8 protein-coding genes, 1 pseudogene and 1 riboswitch are annotated in these 18,697 nt (G+C 72.5%); of the genes and pseudogenes, 2 read left to right on the top strand and 7 right to left on the bottom strand.

Features of this window, described 5'->3' with window-relative positions:
- Positions 1-58: 58 nt before the first annotated feature.
- From ACFV57_RS00800 to ACFV57_RS00790, 3 genes and pseudogenes are all read right to left on the bottom strand, one after another.
- Positions 59-2,546, bottom strand: a pseudogene (locus tag ACFV57_RS00800) (SpoIIE family protein phosphatase).
- Between the two features lie 76 nt (positions 2,547-2,622).
- Positions 2,623-6,927 (bottom strand): HAMP domain-containing protein, encoded by a 4,305-nt coding sequence (locus tag ACFV57_RS00795; protein WP_385224216.1) that lies wholly within the window; start codon positions 6,925-6,927, stop codon positions 2,623-2,625.
- A 281-nt stretch (positions 6,928-7,208) separates the two neighbouring features.
- Positions 7,209-7,958 carry an SDR family oxidoreductase gene (locus tag ACFV57_RS00790; protein ID WP_385224214.1) on the bottom strand — a complete coding sequence of 250 codons (750 nt, stop codon included), beginning with the start codon at positions 7,956-7,958 and terminating at the stop codon, positions 7,209-7,211.
- Between the two features lie 317 nt (positions 7,959-8,275).
- Positions 8,276-8,503, top strand: a riboswitch (cobalamin riboswitch).
- 167 nt (positions 8,504-8,670) lie between these two features.
- Here ACFV57_RS00790 and metE point away from each other — a divergent pair.
- Both metE and aceB read left to right on the top strand, forming a co-directional pair.
- Positions 8,671-10,989 (top strand): 5-methyltetrahydropteroyltriglutamate--homocysteine S-methyltransferase, encoded by a 2,319-nt coding sequence (gene metE, locus ACFV57_RS00785; RefSeq protein WP_385224213.1) that lies wholly within the window; start codon positions 8,671-8,673, stop codon positions 10,987-10,989.
- Positions 10,990-11,270: 281 nt separating this feature from the next.
- Positions 11,271-12,905, top strand: a complete 1,635-nt coding sequence (aceB, locus tag ACFV57_RS00780; protein WP_385224211.1) for a malate synthase A — start codon at positions 11,271-11,273, stop codon at positions 12,903-12,905.
- 150 nt (positions 12,906-13,055) lie between these two features.
- On the opposite strand, the gene ACFV57_RS00775 is transcribed toward aceB, so the two are convergent.
- From ACFV57_RS00775 to fdh, 4 genes are read right to left on the bottom strand one after another with little or no spacing between them, the layout of a single operon-like run.
- Entirely contained in the window at positions 13,056-13,442 is a 387-nt protein-coding gene (locus tag ACFV57_RS00775; protein WP_385224209.1) for a hypothetical protein, read from the bottom strand.
- Positions 13,439-14,479 carry an NrfD/PsrC family molybdoenzyme membrane anchor subunit gene (gene nrfD / locus ACFV57_RS00770; protein ID WP_385224207.1) on the bottom strand — a complete coding sequence of 347 codons (1,041 nt, stop codon included), beginning with the start codon at positions 14,477-14,479 and terminating at the stop codon, positions 13,439-13,441. The genes ACFV57_RS00775 and nrfD overlap by 4 nt, the downstream gene beginning before the upstream one ends.
- Positions 14,476-15,423 (bottom strand): 4Fe-4S dicluster domain-containing protein, encoded by a 948-nt coding sequence (locus ACFV57_RS00765; protein WP_385224205.1) that lies wholly within the window; start codon positions 15,421-15,423, stop codon positions 14,476-14,478. The genes nrfD and ACFV57_RS00765 overlap by 4 nt, the downstream gene beginning before the upstream one ends.
- On the bottom strand, positions 15,420-18,668 hold the full coding sequence (gene fdh, locus ACFV57_RS00760) for a formate dehydrogenase (RefSeq protein ID WP_385224203.1): 3,249 nt from the start codon (positions 18,666-18,668) through the stop codon (positions 15,420-15,422). Before fdh ends, ACFV57_RS00765 begins: the two co-directional genes overlap by 4 nt.
- Positions 18,669-18,697 lie beyond the last annotated feature (29 nt).

Here is an 18,697-nt window from a genome sequence, read left to right as displayed (position 1 = left end):
TGGTCAGGGCCACGGCAGTCATCGAATGCGCTGCCTCGTCGACACGTCGGACAGCTCCTCACACCACCTGAATTCCGACAAGACACGTGTCGTCGTCGGTGTCGGATTTGCTGTGGGTCAGCAGGTGGTCGAGGCGGTGTTCCAGAGTGGGGGCGGGGGTTCGCGCGGTGGCGAGGAGCTGGGCCAGGGAGTCGTGGATGGCGGTGTCCCGCCGTTCGACCAGGCCGTCGGTGTACATCAGGAGGGTGTCGTCGGCGGCCAGCTGGAGTTCGGCCTCCGCGTACGCCGCTTCCCCGGCGGCTCCCAGGAGCAGACCGCCGATCAGGGGCAGTCTGGTCGCTTCGCGGCCGCGGACCAGTACCGGTGGCAGATGGCCGGCCCTGGCCCAGCGCAGGGTGCGGGTCGCGGGGTCGTAGAGACCGCACACGGCCGTGGCGGTGACCTGGTCGGTGAGGTGGTGGGCCACGATGTTGAGCCAGGAGAGGAGCTGGCCGGGGCCGGCTCCGGTGATGGCGAGGCCGCGCAGGGCGTTGCGCAGGACCACCATGCCGGTGGCGGCCTCTATGCCGTGGCCGGCTATGTCGCCGACGCAGAGCAGGACGCGCCGGGAGGGCAGGACCACGGCGTCGTACCAGTCGCCGCCCACCAGGGACTCGGTCTCGGCGGGCCGGTAGCGTACGGCGATCTGCAGGCCGGGGGCGTCGATGGGGCCGCGGGTCGGCGGCATGATGGCCTGCTGGAGTTGCAGCGCGAGCCGGTTGCGCTCGGCGGATTCCTGCTCGGTGTGCGCGAGTTGGTCGCGGGTGGCGGCGAGCGCCACCTCGGTCCAGTGCTGGGAGGAGATGTCCTGGTAGGCGCCCCGTACGGCGAGGAGCCGGCCGTCGGCGTCGTGTACCGGCTCCGCGATCACCCGGATGTGCCGGGTGACGCCGTCCGGGCGGCGCAGGCGGAAGGCGGCCGAGGCGGAGCGGTGGTGGTGCAGGACGGCGCGCAGGAAGCGGCCGATGGCGATGCCGTCGTCCGGGTGCGCGTGGGCGGCCAGGTCGTGCAGGGACACGGGGATGTCGGTGGCGGGCCGTCCGTACAGCGCGAAGAGCTGGCCGTTCCAGGTGATCTCGCCGGTCAGGAGGTTTTCCTCGAAGCCGCCGATGCGGCCGAGGCGCTGGGCGTGCTGCAGGAGGCTGGCGAGCCGGGCGGTCTCGTCCTCGATGCGCCAGATGAGCAGCACGCTGTCCCCGTGGCGGCTGACGCTGATGTCGGCGACGGCGGCCAGCGGCACCTGGTCCACCAGGGCGGTCAGGGTCATCCGCTCGGCGCGGAAGGGCTCTCCGGTGGCGTAGACGCGCTGGACCTTGTCGAAGAGCTGGCTCTCGTCGGCGGCCATCGGGTACGCCTCCAGCAGCAGCGCGCCGTCGACGGAGCTGCGGGGGCGGCCCGCGGGGTCCATGAAGCGCCCGTTGACGTGGTGGATGCGGAAGTCGGTGAGGTGGCCGTCGGCAGCGAGGTGGGGGGTGAGGACGAGCGCCGGATCGTAGAGTCCGTCCGCCAGGTCCACCAGCTCGGCCACGGCGGGGACCCGGCGTGCGGCGGACGGGCCGGGCTCCCGCGGCTCGGGGGCGCTCTCAAGGGTGTGGGCGCACAGCTCCGCCAGGGCCTCGATCTGGCGGACGATGACGGGCGGCTGCGGGCTGAGCGGCTGGTGCCAGCAGATCTCCAGGACTCCGTGGACGCGGCCGCCGGTGCCGGTGGGAAGCGCCACGCGGCCGCCGTGCGGGGCGTGTGCGCGGCCGATCGAGGGGATGCCCGTCTCGGACAGGGAGGCGAACCACACGGTGTCGCGTTCGGTCAGCGCCTGCCGGGCGACGGTGACCACGCCCGGGGGCACGTACCGCCAGCGCGTCGCCTCGTCGGCGGAGAATCCCGCGTGGCCGGACAGGGTGAGGGAGGTGTCCGGTCCCGCGGACCAGATGGCGACGGCCGTCGCTCCCAGCGGGGTCAGGGCGTGTTGCAGCAGCGAGTCGGCGACGGCTTGTGCGTCCCCGGCGGCCAGGGCGGCGCTCTCGGCCGTGCGCAGGCGCACGCCGACGGCCGGATCGGGCTCGGCGCGCCCGGCACGGGTCCGCCGCAGGATCACCGGCGATATCGGTCACGCGGTCGCGGGCCGCCTGGTTGATGATGTCCACGGCCAGTTCCAGCTGGGAGACCGCGGCCTTCTCGGCGAGTTCGGCGAGCTGCCGGGTCGCCTGGGCCGGTCCGCAGTGCAGCCGCTCGATCATGATGCCCTTGGCGAGTTCGATCAGGGCCCGGCCGTCGGCCGCCGCGTGCGCGGCCCGGACTTCGCTGCGCAGGCGTTCGACCGTGGCGGCCAGGCGTCCGACGGCGGACGTCTGCTCCGGCCGGGTGCCCGCCGGTACGGGGGCGTGGCCCGTACCGGCCTGCTGGGGCGGGGGGCCGCCGGGTGCGGCTGGGACCTGGCCCCGCCCGGTCTCGGGCGTCGGCGTCACATCGTCCCCGGAGGGGGTGCCGACGTGCTCGGAGATGCTCATGATGCTGCCGATTCCTCGATGCGGTGGGTGCGTCTCGTGAGCGGGGCGGTGCGGGGCCCGGCCGGGCGGGTGGTTCCTAGGATGTCAGCCAGCGGCGGACGCAGCCGATCAGGTCGTCGGCGTCCACCGGCTTGGTGACGTAGTCGCTGGCTCCCGAGGCGAGGCTCTTCTCGCGGTCCCCGGGCATGGCCTTGGCCGTGACGGCGATGATCGGCAGATGGGCGTGGGCCGGCATGTTCCGGATCTCCACGGTCGCGGCGTAGCCGTCCATCTCCGGCATCATCACGTCCATCAGGATCAGATCGATGTCCGGGTGCGCGGTGAGCGTTTCGATGCCCTTGCGTCCGTTCTCCGCGTGCCGGACCTGAAGTCCGTGCAGTTCCAGGATGCCGCTGAGGGCGTACAGGTTGCGGGCGTCGTCGTCCACGACCAGGACGGTGCGCCCGCTGAGGCTGTTGTCGACGGGCGGTGGCGCCTGCTGGAGGGACTCCTCCGGGCGCACCAATGGCAGTACGTCGCCGGGCTGTTCGGCGGACAGGTGCAAGGCGATGCGTTCGCGCAGCTCGTCCAGGCTGGAGAGGAGTTCCAGCGGCTGGGTGCCGGCGCGCGCCTGGAGGGACCGTTCCTGTTCCGCTTCCAGGCGCCGGCTGTTGTGGGCGAGGACGGCCACGGTCCGTACGGCGGCGTCGCCGTCCATGGCCTCCAGGAAGCGCAGGGCTTCGCCGTCGGCCATGTCCAGGTCGAGGACCACGCAGTGGAACGGTCCGGCGGCCAGCGCCCCGGCCGCTTCCTGCGCGCCGACCGCGGAGATGACCTCGATGTTCTCCTGACGGTCGCCGAGGTCCTGGCCGCCGGCGAGTTCGGCGACCGCGCTCTCGGCCACGTGGGAGAGCAGTCCGCGGGGACGCTCCTCGATCACCAGCAGGCGGCGGGATGGTGCGGGGGCGGCCGCGGGGATGCGGGGGCGGCTCTCGCGCTCCTTCCCCGTCCCGCCGGCCGGCAGGGCACCGACGGCCGGTACGCGGCCGGTCTGCTCCTGGAAGTCGGTCCGCGCGACCGGCAGGTAGAGGGTGAAGGCGCTGCCCTGCCCCGGCGTGCTCTCGGCCGTCACGGCGCCGCCCAGGAGGTGGGCGATCTCGCGGCTGATGGACAGGCCCAGGCCGGTGCCTCCGTACTTGCGGCTGGTCGTGCCGTCCGCCTGCTGGAACGCCCCGAAGATCACCGCCAGCTGCTGTTCGGCGATGCCGATGCCGGTGTCCTTGACGCGGAAGGCGACGACGGCGCCGCCGCGGCGGACGGTGTCGGGCAGCTCGCTGTCGGCGGCGGGCTCGATCCGCAGCTCGACACTGCCGCGTTCGGTGAACTTGACCGCGTTGGAGATGAGGTTGCGCAGGACCTGGCGCAGCCGCGCGTCGTCGGTCAGCAGGTCCACCGGGACGCCGGGCGCGGCGCTGATCGTGAAGTCGAGGCTCTTCTGTGTGGTCAGCGGCCGGAACGTCGCCTCCACGTAGTCCAGGAGCGGCCGCAGCGCGACCCGTTCCGGGTTGATGTCCATCTTGCCCGCCTCGACCTTCGACAGGTCGAGGATGTCGTTGATGAGCTGGAGCAGGTCGGAGCCTGCGGAGTGGATGATGCCCGCGTACTCGACCTGCTTGGGTGTGAGGTTGCGCGTCGGGTTCTGCGCGAGCAACTGCGCGAGGATGAGCAGGCTGTTGAGCGGGGTGCGCAGCTCGTGGCTCATGTTGGCCAGGAACTCCGACTTGTACTTCGACGCCAGCGACAGCTGCCGCGCCCGGTCCTCCAGCGCCTGCCGCCCCTGCTCGATCTCCAGGTTCTTGGTTTCGATGTCGCGGTTCTGGGAGGCGAGCAGCGCGGCCTTCTCCTCCAGTTCCTCGTTGGAGCGCTGGAGTTCCTCCTGCTGCCGCGTCAGCTCGCCGGAGCGGGACTGCAGTTCCCCGGCGAGCCGCTGCGACTCGTCCAGCAGCTCGTCGGTGCGCGCGTTGGCGACGATGGTGTTGACGTTGACGCCCACCATCTCCATGAGCTGTTCGAGGAAGTCCTGGTGCACGGGGGTGAAGGAGGTGAAGGAGGCCAGCTCGATGACGCCGAGGACCTGGTCCTCCACGGTGATCGGCAGCACGATCAGGCTGCCGGGCGCCGTCCGGCCCAGACCGCAGGAGATGCTGATGTACGCGCCCGGCACTCCGTCGGCGACGATCGTACGGCGGCTGCGGGCGGCCTGGCCGACGAGCGACTCGCCGAGCTCGAAGCGGTCGTGCCCGGTGCTGTCGGCGGGGCGGCCGTACGCGCCGACGAGCCTGAGCACGGTGCCGTAGTCGGTCTCCTCCGCCAGGTAGAAGGCGCCGTACTGCGCCGAGACGAGCGGCGTCAGTTCGTCCATGACCAGCTCGGCGACGACGGCGAGGTCCCGGTGGCCCTGCATCAGGCCGGAGATGCGCGCCAGGTTGCTCTTGAGCCAGTCCTGTTCCTGGTTGGCGCGGGTGGTCTCCCGCAGGGACCGCACCATGGAGTTGATGTTGTCCTTGAGCTCCGCGACCTCGCCGGAGGCGTCCACCGTGATGGAGCGGGTGAGGTCCCCCTCGGCGACCGCGCTGGTCACCCCGGCGATGGCCCGCACCTGGCGGGTGAGGTTGCCGGCCAGCTCGTTGACGTTCTCGGTCAGGCGCTTCCAGGTGCCCGACACGCCCTCGACCTCGGCCTGTCCGCCGAGCCGGCCCTCGCTGCCGACCTCGCGGGCCACCCGGGTCACCTCGGAGGCGAAGGAGGAGAGCTGGTCGACCATCGTGTTGATGGTGGTCTTCAGCTCCAGGATCTCGCCCCGGGCATCGACGTCGATCTTCTTCGACAGGTCGCCGTTGGCGACCGCGGTGGTGACCTGCGCGATGTTGCGTACCTGGCCGGTCAGGTTGTTGGCCATCGAGTTGACGTTGTCTGTCAGGTCCTTCCACGTGCCGGCCACATTCGGTACGCGGGCCTGGCCGCCCAGCATCCCTTCCGTGCCGACCTCGCGCGCCACCCGCGTCACCTCGTCGGCGAACGCGGACAGCGTGTCGACCATCGTGTTGATCACGCCGGCGAGCGCGGCGACCTCGCCCTTCGCCTCGACCATGATCTTCTGTGACAGGTCGCCCTTGGCGACCGCGGCGGCCACCTGGGCGATGGAGCGCACCTGGCCGGTCAGGTTGGAGGCCATCACGTTGACGTTGTCGGTCAGGTCCTTCCAGGTGCCCGAGACGCCCCGCACGGTGGCCTGGCCACCGAGGTTGCCCTCGGTGCCGACCTCGCGGGCCACCCGCGTGACCTCGTCGGCGAACGCCGAGAGCTGGTCCACCATCGTGTTGATGGTGCTCTTCAGCTCCAGGATCTCGCCCCGGGCGTCCACGGTGATCTTCTGCGACAGATCGCCCTGGGCCACGGAGGTCGCGACCGCCGCGATCGAGCGCACCTGCGACGTGAGGTTCCCGGCCATGAAGTTGACCGAGTCCGTCAGGTCACGCCACGTACCGCCCACGCCGGGCACCTGCGCCTGCCCGCCGAGCCGGCCCTCGGTACCGACCTCGCGCGCGACGCGGGTGACCTCGTCGGCGAACGCCGAGAGCTGGTCCACCATCGTGTTGATGGTCGTCTTCAGCTCCAGGATCTCGCCCCGGGCGTCCACGGTGATCTTCTGCGACAGATCGCCCCGGGCGACCGCGGTGGTGACCTGCGCGATGTTGCGCACCTGCGACGTCAGATTCCCGGCCATGAAGTTGACCGAGTCGGTCAGATCCCGCCACGTACCGCCCACGCCGGGCACCTCGGCCTGCCCGCCGAGCCGGCCCTCGCTGCCGGCCTCCCGGGCCACCCTCGTGACCTCGTCCGCGAACGCCGACAGCTGGTCCACCATCGTGTTGACGGTGTTCTTCAGCTCCAGGATCTCGCCCTGCGCATCGACATCGATCTTCTGCGACAGATCACCCCGGGCCACCGCGGTGGCCACCTGCGCGATGTCGCGCACCTGGGTGGTGAGGTTGCCGGCCATCACGTTGACCGAGTCGGTCAGGTCCGCCCAGGTGCCGGAGACGCCCGGGACCTCGGCCTGGCCGCCGAGCCGGCCCTCGCTGCCGACCTCGCGGGCCACCCGGGTCACTTCCGAGGTGAACTGGGACAGTTGGTCGACCATGCCGTTGAAGACGGTCGCGATCTCACCGAGCAGCCCGTCGGCCCCGTCCGGCAGGCGCGTACCGAAGTTTCCGTCGCGTACGGCCGTGAGCCCCGCGAGCAGCTGTCGCAGCTCCGGTTCCCCGACCCTTTCTCCCGTACGCGCCGACTTCGTCCGCACCGCCGGACGCGCGCTCCCGCCCGCCGTCTCAGCAGCCATGACCCAACCTCGTTCCACTTACCGGACCCCCTGCGCAAGGCACGACGGCGCTGTGGCTCCTGCTTCGGAAGGCGCGCACACCTGTGCCTCACGCCGACACCTCGTGACCTTGCCGCACGGCAAGTACCGGCAAGACTACCCCTGGGCATCACAACGGAAGACATGACGACCTCACTTTTCGGGTCCGTCCGCCGCGCCGGGGCCCCGGGCGGTAATGCCCGTGTGGACGCGGGAATTCACCTCCCACAGGTTCGATCACGATCCGGGGGCCGCTGCCGTACTCACGGGGAAGCGCGCAGCCAGTCGTCGAAGCGGATCGCGGCCGTCCGGGCACGGCCCTCGTCGGGGACGAGGCTGCGCTCCGCCAGCTCGGAGCCGAAGTAGCGGGCGTGCGGATCGGGCACGACCTCGCGCGGGTCGTGCCACGCGCGCAGCGCTCGGGCGACCAGCTCGTCGAAGCGGAACCGCTCGGGCCCGGCCACCTCGACCACGCCCTTCAGCGGGGCGGCCCCGGCGGCCCCTGCCACCGCTTCGGCGACGTCCTCGGCCGCCATGGGCTGGAAGAGCACCGGCGGCACACGCACGAGGTCGCCCTCGGTGGCGGCATCGGCGATGCCCCTGACGAACTCGTAGAACTGCGTCGCCCGGACGATCGAGTAGGGGACCGCCCCTTGGGTGATCAGCCGCTCCTGGGCCGCCTTCGCCCTGAAGTACCCGTTGCCGGGCAGGCCGTCGATGCCGACGATCGACAGCGCCAGGTGGTGCGACACGCCCGCCGCCGCTTCGGCGGCCAGCAGGTTGCGGGTGGAGGTGGTGAAGAACTCCAGCACAGCCGACTCCTCGAAGGACGGCGAGTTGGACACGTCCACGACCACCCGGGCTCCGGCCAGCGCGGCGTCCAGGCCCTCGCCGGTGAGGGTGTCGACGCCCGTGCCGGGCGCGGCGGCCACCGCCTCGTGCCCACGGCCGGCGAGCTTGGCGACCACCTTGCCGCCGATGAGGCCGGTGCCTCCGATGACCACGATCTTCACGTCGCGTCCTCCTCGCTCCGGGGTGACCACGCGTCAGGACTGCCGGGTCACGCGGCTGCGCGCGCCACTGCGGTTCCTCGTCGGCGGCCAGACGTACATGGGCCGCTCCGGCACGTCCTCACGTACGCGTTCTCCGGGGTGGCCGGAGGGCTTCCATTGTTCAGCGCCCCGGCACGCCCGGTGAGCGCCGATCCGGACACACCTCCGGCATCCCGCGGGCCGTTCCCGCGCAGGTCGCGCGGCCCGGGGCCGCACCCGTGTCCCATTTCACGTACCGCCATGTGAACAAGGGTGTCCGCGCGGGGCGTGATCGATCTACTCTGGGCGGTGCAGCTGGTTCGCCCTGCCCGCCAGGCAGACGCGTCGTAAGAGGGAACCCGGTGGGAATCCGGGACTGCCCCGCAGCGGTGAGCGGGAACGACCGCCGTCATACGCACTGGATCCGGGCCGCGGATCCGGGAAGCGACGGCCAGTAGGGGCCCGCCGGGAGCACCCGGCAGGCGCGCCCGCGAGTCCGAAGACCTGCCCGTTGCCCGGGTACGCCCACGCGTACGCGGACACCTCCGGTGACCTTCGAGGGCGGGTCGGCGTGTCACAGCAGGCGGGCATGGGCGTCCTCAGGCGCCCTTCGGTCCGCCCGATGCGTCACACCTTCGCGTTCTCGTCCCGTCACCGGGGCTCGGAGAAGATCACGCTCGCGAAGGAGAGTTCCGTGACAGCGAAGCCCGCAGCCGCGGCAGCACGGGCCACCGTGTACGGCTACCCCCGCCAGGGACAGCACCGGGAACTGAAGAAGGCCGTCGAGGGCTACTGGAAGGGCCGCGTCACCGCGGACGCCCTGCTGGAGACCGCCCGGGACCTGCGCCGTTCGAACTGGCGGCAACTGGCCGACGCCGGCCTCCACGAGGTGCCGACCGGCGACTTCTCGTACTACGACCACGTGCTGGACACCAGCGTCATGGTCGGCGCCGTCCCGGAACGGCACCGCGCCGCCGTCGCGGCCGACCCCCTGGACGGCTACTTCGCGATGGCGCGCGGCACGCAGGACGTGGCGCCGCTGGAGATGACCAAGTGGTTCGACACCAACTACCACTACCTGGTGCCGGAGCTGGGCCCGGACACGGTCTTCGCCGCGGACTCCGGCAAGCAGGTCGGCGAGCTGCAAGAAGCGCTCGCCCTCGGTCACACCCCGCGCCCGGTCCTGGTCGGCCCGGTCACCTACCTCCTGCTCGCCAAGCCCGCCCCCGGCGTCGCCGCCGACTTCGACCCGCTGACCCTGCTCGACCGGCTCCTGCCCGTCTACGCGGAGGTCCTGGCCGACCTGCGCGCGGCGGGCGCCACCTGGGCGCAGCTGGACGAGCCCGCCCTGGTGCAGGACCGCACCCCGGCCGAACTCAACGCCGCCGAGCGCGCCTACCGCGACCTCGGCGCTCTCACCGACCGGCCGAAGCTGCTGGTCGCCTCGTACTTCGACCAGCTCGGCGAGGCTCTTCCGGTGCTGGCCAAGGCCCCCGTCGAGGGTCTGGCGCTGGACTTCACCGAGGCCGCCGCGGGGCATCTGGACGCGCTCGCCGCCGTGGGCGGGCTGCCCGGCAAGCGCCTGGTCGCCGGTGTCGTCAACGGCCGCAACATCTGGATCAACGACTTCGAGAAGTCGCTGGGCACGCTCGGGACGCTGCTGGGCCTGGCCGACCGGGTCGACGTGGCCGCCTCCTGCTCCCTGCTGCACGTTCCGCTCGACGCCACCGCCGAGCGGGACATCGACCCGCAGGTCCTGCGCTGGCTCGCGTTCGCCCGGCAGAAGACCGCCGAGATCGCCACGCTCGCCCGCGGACTCGCGCAGGGCACCGACACGATCGCCGCCGAACTGGCCGCCAACCGCGCCGACCTGGCGTCCCGCGCCGGTTCCGCGATCACCCACGACCCCGCCGTACGCGACCGCGCCGCCGCCGTCACCGACGCCGACGGCCGCCGTTCGGCCCCGTACGGGGAGCGGGCCGCCGCCCAGCGGGCCCACCTCGGCCTGCCCCTGCTGCCGACCACCACCATCGGCTCGTTCCCGCAGACCGCCGAGCTGCGCACCGCCCGCGCCGATCTGCGCGCGGGCCGCATCGACGCGGCGGGGTACGAGGAGCGCATCAGGACCGAGATCCGCGACGTCCTCGCCTTCCAGGAGAAGGCGGGCATCGACGTCCTCGTGCACGGCGAGCCCGAACGCAACGACATGGTGCAGTACTTCGCCGAGCAGCTGACCGGCTACCTCGCCACGCAGCACGGCTGGGTCCAGTCGTACGGCACGCGCTACGTCCGGCCGCCGGTCCTCGCCGGTGACATCTCGCGGCCCGAGCCGATGACGGTGCGCTGGACGCAGTACGCGCAGTCGCTCACCGACCGGCCCGTCAAGGGCATGCTGACGGGCCCGGTCACCATGCTCGCCTGGTCGTTCGTCCGCGACGACCAGCCGCTCGGCGACACCGCCCGCCAGGTGGCGCTGGCCCTGCGCGACGAGGTCGGGGACCTGGAGGCGGCCGGCACCTCGGTCATCCAGGTGGACGAGCCGGCCCTGCGCGAGACGCTGCCGCTGCGCGCCGCCGGCCGCGCCGCCTATCTCGCCTGGGCCACCGAGGCGTTCCGCCTCACCACCGGCGGGGTGCGGGACCGTACCCAGATCCACACGCACATGTGCTACGCCGAGTTCGGTGACATCGTCCAGGCCATCGACGACCTCGACGCCGACGTCATCAGCCTGGAGGCCGCCCGCTCGCACATGCAGGTGGCGCGCGAACTGGCCGGGCACGGCTACCCGCGGGAGGCGGGCCCCGGCGTGTACGACATCCACTCCCCCCGCGTGCCGAGCGCCGAGGAGGCGGCGGGCCTGCTGCGCAAGGGCCTCGGCGCCATCCCGGCCGAGCGCCTGTGGGTCAACCCGGACTGCGGTCTGAAGACCCGCGGCTGGCCCGAGACCCGCGCTTCGCTGGAGAACCTGGTCACCGCCGCGCGGACCGTACGGGCGGAGCTTCCCTCGGCCTGACCCGGTGACGGCCGGGAGGGCGCGCTCGTGCCCCTTCCCGGCCGTCGCCGTTCCCGTCCGAGGATTGGCAGTCTTCGCATTCCGGCGGGCGAAGATGCACAGAAGTTGGCATCGCTCCACGCTTGTTGGCACTCAGTGCCACTGCCAGAGTCTCCGTACGGCCAGCGGTTCCCGGTCAGGAGCGGGGACGGCGGGCCGTGTGCAGACCGGACGGCACCACGTGCCCTGCCGTTCGCATCCTTCGCACGAACGACGCGCCGCACGCGATCCGGGAGACGCCCATGTCCACCACCGAACTGACCGCCCACGTCGAGGTGCTCGGCATACCGGGCCACCGCTTCGACGAGATCCTGACGCCCGCCGCGCTGGACTTCGTCGGGCGCCTCGCCACCGTCTTCGCCGACCGGTACCACGAAATGCTCACCGAGCGGCGCCGCCGGTCCCTGCGCCTGTCCTCCGGTTCGCCGCTCGACTTCTCGCGGGCCACCGCCGCCGTCCGCGCCGACCCCGCCTGGCGGGTCGCGCCGCCCGCGCCGGGGCTCACCGACCGCCGCGTGGAGATCACCGGCCCGCCGGACCGGCGGACGACGGTCGAGGCGCTCAACTCCGGTGCCCAGGTGTGGCTGGCCGACTTCGAGGACGCCACCTCGCCCACCTGGGACAACGTCATCGGCGGCCAGCTGAACCTGTTGGACGCCATCGAGCGGCGCATCGACTTCACCGGCCCCGACGGCAGGGCGTACCGGCTGGGCGAGCGCCTGGCGACCATCGTCGTCCGCCCCCGGGGCTGGCACCTGACCGAACACCACCTGCGCGTCGACGGGCGTCCGGTGCCCGCCTCGCTCGTCGACTTCGGCCTGTACTTCTTCCATTGCGCGCAGCGGCAGATCGACGCCGGCTCGGGCCCGTACTTCTACCTTCCCAAGCTGGAGAACGCCGGCGACGCCCGGCTGTGGAACGACGTCTTCCTCCTCGCCCAGGACCTGCTGGGCATCGCGCGCGGGACCATCCGTGCCACCGTCCTGATCGAGACGGTCACCGCCGCCTTCGAGATGGAGGAGATCCTCCACGAGCTGCGCGAGCACGCCGCCGGGCTCAACGCGGGCCGCTGGGACTACCTCTTCAGCCTCATCAAGACGTTCGCGCACCGGCCCGACTTCTCCCTCCCGGACCGTACGAAGGTCACCATGACCGCGCCGTTCCTGAGGGCCTACACCGACCTGCTGGTGCACACCTGCCACAAGCGCGGCGCGCACGCCATCGGCGGGATGGCGGCGCACGTGCCGGGTCACGACGCGGCGGCCGACGCGGCGGCGCTCGCCGCGGTGCGGCTCGACAAGGAGCGGGAGGCGGAGGACGGTTTCGACGGGACGTGGGTCGCCCACCCGGGGCTCGTACCCTTCTGCCGCGACATCTTCGACGGCGTGCTGGGCGGGCGCCCGCACCAGATCGACCGCACCCGGGACGACGTCGGCGTCACGGCCGACCAGCTGCTGGCCGTACGGCGCACCGCGGGACCGCCCACCGAGCACGGCGTGCGCGCCGACATCGCGCTCGCGCTGCGCTACTTCGACGCCTGGCTGCGCGGCACCGGCGCGGTGGCCCTCGACGGGCTGATGGAGGACGCGGCAGCCGCCGAGATCGCCCGCTCGCAGCTCTGGCAGTGGCTGCGGCACGGCGCCGTCGCCCGCGAGACCGTGGTCGGGTTCCTCGACGAGGAGTGCGCCGCGTGGGCGAAGGAGAATCCGCGTGCCCTGATCGCCGAGGCCCGCGAGATCCTCGAACGCACGGCCCTCGCCCGCGAACTGCCCGCGTTCTTCACCGCGGAGGCCTATGCCCGCTACCTGGTCCGTCCCGCGGGACCGGGGACCGCATGGGCGGCCGGGGTCGGGGACCACACGAACTGCCGGGGCTGAGGGGCCCTGGTACGCCGCCGGGATGAGGGTCCCGGTGTCGGCGGGGCGGGCGCGGGGCGGAACTGAGGCCGCTCCGCGCCCGCCCGCGGCGGACAGCGGGCGCCACAAGCCCCGCCCCGGCCCGCCGCGGTCGCCGCTCCCGGGGTGCGGTCAGCCGCTGTCCGTGCTCTCCAGCACGAGTTGCAGCTCGACTTCCTGATCGCCCGACACCGTGCCTTCCGTACGGACCGAGAACGCGCGCGTCAGCACGTCCCGCAGCCGGTCCACGGCCAGGGGGCTGCCCTGGAGGTTCACCGTGACGGAGGCGGACGGCTGACTGCCCTCCCGGACGTCTCCCTGAACTTCCGAGGTCTCGAAGTTCTCGGTCCAGACCATCGGGTGGCCGGGCTGCTTCGGCTCGTCGTGCGGGGTGTCGCCGTCCGCGCGGTCGGAGGCGAAGCAGCTGCGCAGCGTGCCGAAGACGGCCTCGGCGTCGGCCGGGGACTGCGCGCTGAGCACGACCTGTGCCGGCTCGTCGTTGTGGGGTGTGCGGGTCATGTGGGCTGTGTCCTCTCCGCGTGGGGCGTTGGGGTGGTGCGGCGGGCTTCCTTGGCCGCCCGTTGGGGTACGACGGTGTACTTCGGGTCCTCGGCGGAGGCGATGCCGGCCGCGAAGATCCCGAAGCGGGTGCACGCGGAACCGGCGAGCAGGGCCAGACCGCTCGCGGCGGCCGTCGCCCGGGAGCGGCCCCCGAGCAGCGCGCCGCCCGCGGCGCCGGCCGCGGTGAGGGCGCGCGCCGTGCGCAGCAGCGTGCCGGCCCGCCCCTGGCGGTAGGTCTCCGCGACCATGCCGAGCCGCCGTTCGGCGGCCTTGGTCGCGGCTTCCTCGGCCACCGCGGCCAGCAGCGCGGCGCAGCGGGCGGGCCCGGTCTCCCGGGTGGGGCCGGCGACGAGCGCCATCCCGGAGGCGGCGGCCGTCGCCGAGGCGGCGAAGACGTACGGGAGTTCGCGGTGGGCGCCGTGCCAGGCGGGGACGGCGGTGTCCGCCGCGAGGACCGCGGTGTACGTGGCGACGGCCGGGCCGAGGAGCGCGGCGGCGCCGGTCGCCGCGGCGCCCGCCCGGGGCAGCCGTCCGGTGACCGCGCAGGCCGCCGCGGCGCCCGCGGCGGGCCCGTAGGCGGCCAGCAGCCAGGAGCCGACGCTCATCGGCGAGGTCGGCTTGAGGACCCGCAGCATGTTCGCGAACCGGTCCGGTCTGCCGAGGTCGTTGATGAGCGCGGCGGTGGCCAGGGAGACTCCCGCGAGGGAGGAGAGCTTCAGCGCGGTCGCCGTCGTGGTGCGGCCCGTCGCGTGGGCACCGGCGGCGAGCACCGATCCCGCGCCGGCCAGGCCGCCGAGGAAGAAGTATCCGGCGATGTCCCTGGCGCGCCAAGCGGGTGCCTTGATGACCGGCCTGCCGTAGTACGACTGGAACTCGGCCGGTGGTGCCATGAGCTGCTCGCCCTTGGCGCCGCGACCGCCCCGGCCGCGCCTGCCGCCGGTCCGTGCGGGCCGCCCGCCTTCCGGCCCCTCGTGGGTGCCGTCGGAACCGGTCATCGCCGCCCCTTCCGTCCGGTGGTCCTGGCTGCCAGGTGTTTCAGCGCGGGCGCGGCGAACGACAGCGCGACGCCGCCGGCCAGCGAGAGGGCCGCGGCGCCCGCGTGCTTCCACATGGCGGGCAGGTCGCGGGTGGTGACGACGGGGTCCGGTGGCAGTCCGTAGACCTCGGGTTCGTCGAGGAGCAGGAAGAACGCGCCGTCGCCGCCGACGCCGTCGGTCGGCTCGTGCCCGTACAGCCGCGCGTCGGTGACACCGGCGGCGTGCAGCTGGTCGACGCGGAGCGCGGCCCGCTCGCGGAGTTCGTCCAGCGGGCCGTACTGGATGGACTCGGTCGGGCAGGCCTTGGCGCAGGCGGGTTCCTGGCCGGCGCCGAGCCGGTCGTAGCACATGGTGCACTTGAAGGCGCGGCCGTCGGCGGGGCGCTGTTCGATGACGCCGTACGGGCAGGCGGGGACGCAGTAGCCGCAGCCGTTGCAGATGTCCTCCTGGACGACGACGGTGCCGAACTCGGTGCGGAAGAGCGAGCCGGTGGGGCAGACGTCGAGGCAGGCGGCGTGGGTGCAGTGCTTGCAGACGTCGGACGACATCAGCCAGCGCAGGTCGCCACCAGGGTCCCCCGGTCCTTCGCTGCCCGGCGCGTCGGCGAGCGGCAGTTGCGTACGGCCTTCCGGCGACGGTGACGGTGAAGGCGACGATTGTTCGATGAACGCGACGTGCCGCCAGGTCGATGCCCCGAGCCCCTGGGTGTTGTCGTAGCTCATCCCGGTGAGGGACAGCCCGTCCTCGGGGATGGCGTTCCACTCCTTGCAGGCGACCTCGCACGCCTTGCAGCCGATGCACACCGATGTGTCGGTGAAGAAGCCCGCGCGGGGCGGTGCGTCCGCGTGGCCCGCGTCCCCGGCCGGGTCCGGTTCGACGCCGCTGAGCAGCTGGCCGGTCATGTGCGGGTCTCCGTCCCGGTCGTCGCGTCGATGCCCGCGCGCTCGCGGTAGGCCGCGACCAGCCGGGGCAGGTCGGGTCCGCGCGGCCGGCGTCCGGGGCGGATGTCGGCGGTCAGCGCCTTGTCCTCCTGGATGTGGGCGTTGGGGTCGAGGGCGATGGCGACCAGTTCGTTGGCGGCGTCACCGGTGACCACGCCGTTGGGCCCCCAGTGGAAGGGCAGACCGATCTGGTGGACCGTACGGCCCTGCACCGTCAGCGTCCTGATCCGCCGCGTCACCATGACGCGGGCCTCGACGGCGTTGCGGGCGGTGATGATGGTGGCCCAGCCCATGTGCTCCAGGCCGCGTTCGGCGGCGAGCTCCGGGGAGACCTCGCAGAAGAACTCCGGCTGGAGTTCGGCGAGATAGGGCGACCAGCGGCTCATGCCGCCCGCGGTGAAATGCTCGGTGAGGCGGTGGGTGGTGACGACGTACGGGTAGACGTCGGCGCCCGGTTCGTCGCCGCTGGGGTGGTAGCGGTTGCCCTCGCGGGGGTGGATGCGGCGGACCGGTGAGCGCGGCGTGGACGGGTACAGGGCGTTGCCGAACGGGGAGTCCTGCGGCTCGTAATGGGTGGGCAGCGGCCCGTCGACCAGGCCGGCGGGCGCGTACAGCCAGCCCTTGCCGTCCGCCTGCATGATGAACGGGTCGTCGCCGCGCAGGGCGTCGGGGCCGCTCGCGCCGTCCGGCGGTTCGTGGTCGGGGGCAAGGTCGGGGATGAAGTCCGGGACGTCGTGGCCGGTCCACTTCCCCGCGGCCCCGTCCCACCACACGTACGCCTTGCGTTCGCTCCACGGGGAGCCGTCGGGGGCGGCGGACGCCCGGTTGTAGAGGATGCGGCGGTTGGCGGGCCAGGCCCAGGCCCATTCCCCGGCCACCCAGTCCTGTTCGGTGTGCGGCTTCCGGCGGGCCGCCTGGTTGACGCCGTCCGCGTACACGCCGCAGTAGATCCAGCAGCCGCACCGGGTCGAGCCGTCGTCCTTCAGCTCCGTGTAGGCGCTCAGCGGGGCGCCGTCCGGGCCGTGGCCGTTGATCTCGGCGAGCACGGCGGCGGCGACCGGCTCCCGCAGCGGCCCCTCGACGGGGTAGTCCCAGGTCAGGTCCTGTACGGGCCGGTCCATGGGGTCGGTGGAGGCGGCCAGTCGCGCCTTGATGCGCCGCCCGAGGTGGTACATGAACCACAGGTCGCTGCGGGCGTCCCCCTCGGGGGCGACGGCCTCGTGGTGCCACTGGATCCACCGGTTGGTGTTGGTGAAGGAGCCGGACTTCTCGGTGTGCGCGGCGGCCGGGAAGAAGAACACCTCGGTGCCGATGTCCTCGGTGCGCAGTTCGCCGGTCTCGGTCTCCGGGCCGTCCTGCCACCAGGTGGCCGATTCGATGAGCGAGAAGTCCCGTACGACCAGCCACTCCAGGTTGGCCATGCCCAGGCGTTGCAGGCGGGTGTTGGCGGAGCCGACGGCGGGGTTCTCGCCCATCAGGAAGTAGCCCTTGCAGTCGCCGTCGAGCTGCGCCAGCACGGTTTCGTAGGTGCCGTGCGCGCCGGTCAGCCGTGGCAGGTGGGCGAAGCAGAAGTCGTTGTCGGCGGTGGCCGCGTCGCCGTAGTACGCCTTGAGCAGGCTGACGAGGTAGGACCGCATGTTGCCCCAGAAGCCCTTGTCGGTACGGATCGCCTCGACGAAGGTGTCCAGGTCCTCGTGGGCGTGGGCGTGCGGCATGGGCAGGTAGCCGGGCAGCAGGTTGAAGAGGGTGGGGATGTCGCTGGAGCCCTGGATGGAGGCGTGGCCGCGCAGCGCCTGGATGCCGCCGCCGGGGCGGCCGATGTTGCCGAGGAGCAGTTGCAGGACGCTCGCGGCGCGGATGTACTGCGCGCCGACGGAGTGCTGGGTCCAGCCGACGGCGTAGGCGAACGCGCTGGTGCGGTCCGGTCCCGAGTTGGCGGTGAGGTCCTCGCAGACCCGCAGGAACGTTTCCTGCGGCACGCCGCAGATCCGCTCGACCATCTCGGGCGTGTAGCGGGCGTAGTGGCGTTTGAGGACCTGGTAGACGCAGCGCGGGTGCCGCAGCGTCTCGTCGCGCGACGCGCGGTGCCCGGTGGGCGGGCCGCCGGAGCCGTGCGACTCGGAGCCGCCGGCCTCCTGGACGCGGGCCTCGTACTGCTCGTCCACCTCTCCCGACGGCGCCTGCACGCCCACGCCCTCGTACTGCCAGCTCATCGGGTCGTAGTGGTGCTCGGTCTCCTCCAGGCCGGAGAAGACGCCGTCCAGGTCCTCGGTGTCCCGGAAGTCCTCGCCGACCAGGGTGGCGGCGTTGGTGTAGTTCAGGACGTACTCGCGGAAGTCCTTCTCCTCGGTCAGTACGTGGTTGACGATGCCGCCGAGGAAGGCGATGTCGCTGCCGGCCCGGATGGGTACGTGCAGGTCGGCCAGGGCGCTGGTGCGGGTGTAGCGCGGGTCGACATGGATGACGCGGGCGCCGCGGGCCTTGGCCTCCATCACCCACTGGAAGCCGACGGGGTGCGCCTCGGCGAAGTTCGAGCCCTGGATGACGATGCAGTCCGCGTGCTGGAGGTCCTGCATGAAGGTGGTCGCGCCGCCGCGCCCGAAGGAGGTGCCGAGGCCGGCGACGGTGGAGCTGTGGCAGACCCGGGCCTGGTTCTCCACCTGGACCACGCCGAGGCCGGTCAGCAGCTTCTTGATGAGGTAGTTCTCCTCGTTGTCGAGGGTGGCGCCGCCCAGGCTCGCGATGCCCATGGTGCGGGCGGTGCGGAGCCCCTCGGCGGACTGCCACTCCCAGGTGCGGCGGCGGGTCTCGACGACGCGGTCGGCGACCATGTCCATGGCCGTCTCCAGGTCCAGCGGCTCCCAGTCCGTGCCGTACGGGCGCCGGTAGAGCACCTGGTGGCGGCGGGACGGGCCGGTGGTGAGCTGGAGCGTCGCCGATCCTTTCGGGCAGAGCCGGCCGCGGCTGACGGGCGAGTCGGGGTCGCCCTCGATCTGGACGACCTGCTCGTCCTTGACGTACACCTGCTGGCCGCAGCCGACCGCGCAGTACGGGCAGACGGAGCGCACCATCCGGTCGGCGGTGCCGGTGCGCGGGCGCAGCCGCTCGGTGTACGGCGACATGGCGGCGCGGCCCCGGCCCAGCGGGTCGCCCCCGGTCAGCTGCCGGTACACGGGCCAGTCGCGAACCCGTTTGCGCACGCCCATCGCTTCTCCTCCAGCGTGTCTGCGGTCTG

The sequence above is a fragment of the Streptomyces sp. NPDC059788 genome (assembly GCF_042732265.1).
In the GTDB taxonomy this organism is placed as follows: domain Bacteria; phylum Actinomycetota; class Actinomycetes; order Streptomycetales; family Streptomycetaceae; genus Streptomyces.
The sequence above is the reverse complement of the archived record's forward strand: the minus strand, read 5'-3'. Positions and strand labels throughout refer to the sequence as shown.

Coding starts and splice junctions, on each gene's coding strand:
- ACFV57_RS00765 (WP_385224205.1), bottom strand. CDS start 15,423: ATGACCGGCCAGCTGCTCAGCGGCGTCGAACCGGACCCGGCCGGGGAC.
- fdh (WP_385224203.1), bottom strand. CDS start 18,668: ATGGGCGTGCGCAAACGGGTTCGCGACTGGCCCGTGTACCGGCAGCTG.
- aceB (WP_385224211.1), top strand. CDS start 11,271: ATGTCCACCACCGAACTGACCGCCCACGTCGAGGTGCTCGGCATACCG.
- ACFV57_RS00795 (WP_385224216.1), bottom strand. CDS start 6,927: ATGGCTGCTGAGACGGCGGGCGGGAGCGCGCGTCCGGCGGTGCGGACG.
- nrfD (WP_385224207.1), bottom strand. CDS start 14,479: ATGACCGGTTCCGACGGCACCCACGAGGGGCCGGAAGGCGGGCGGCCC.
- ACFV57_RS00775 (WP_385224209.1), bottom strand. CDS start 13,442: ATGACCCGCACACCCCACAACGACGAGCCGGCACAGGTCGTGCTCAGC.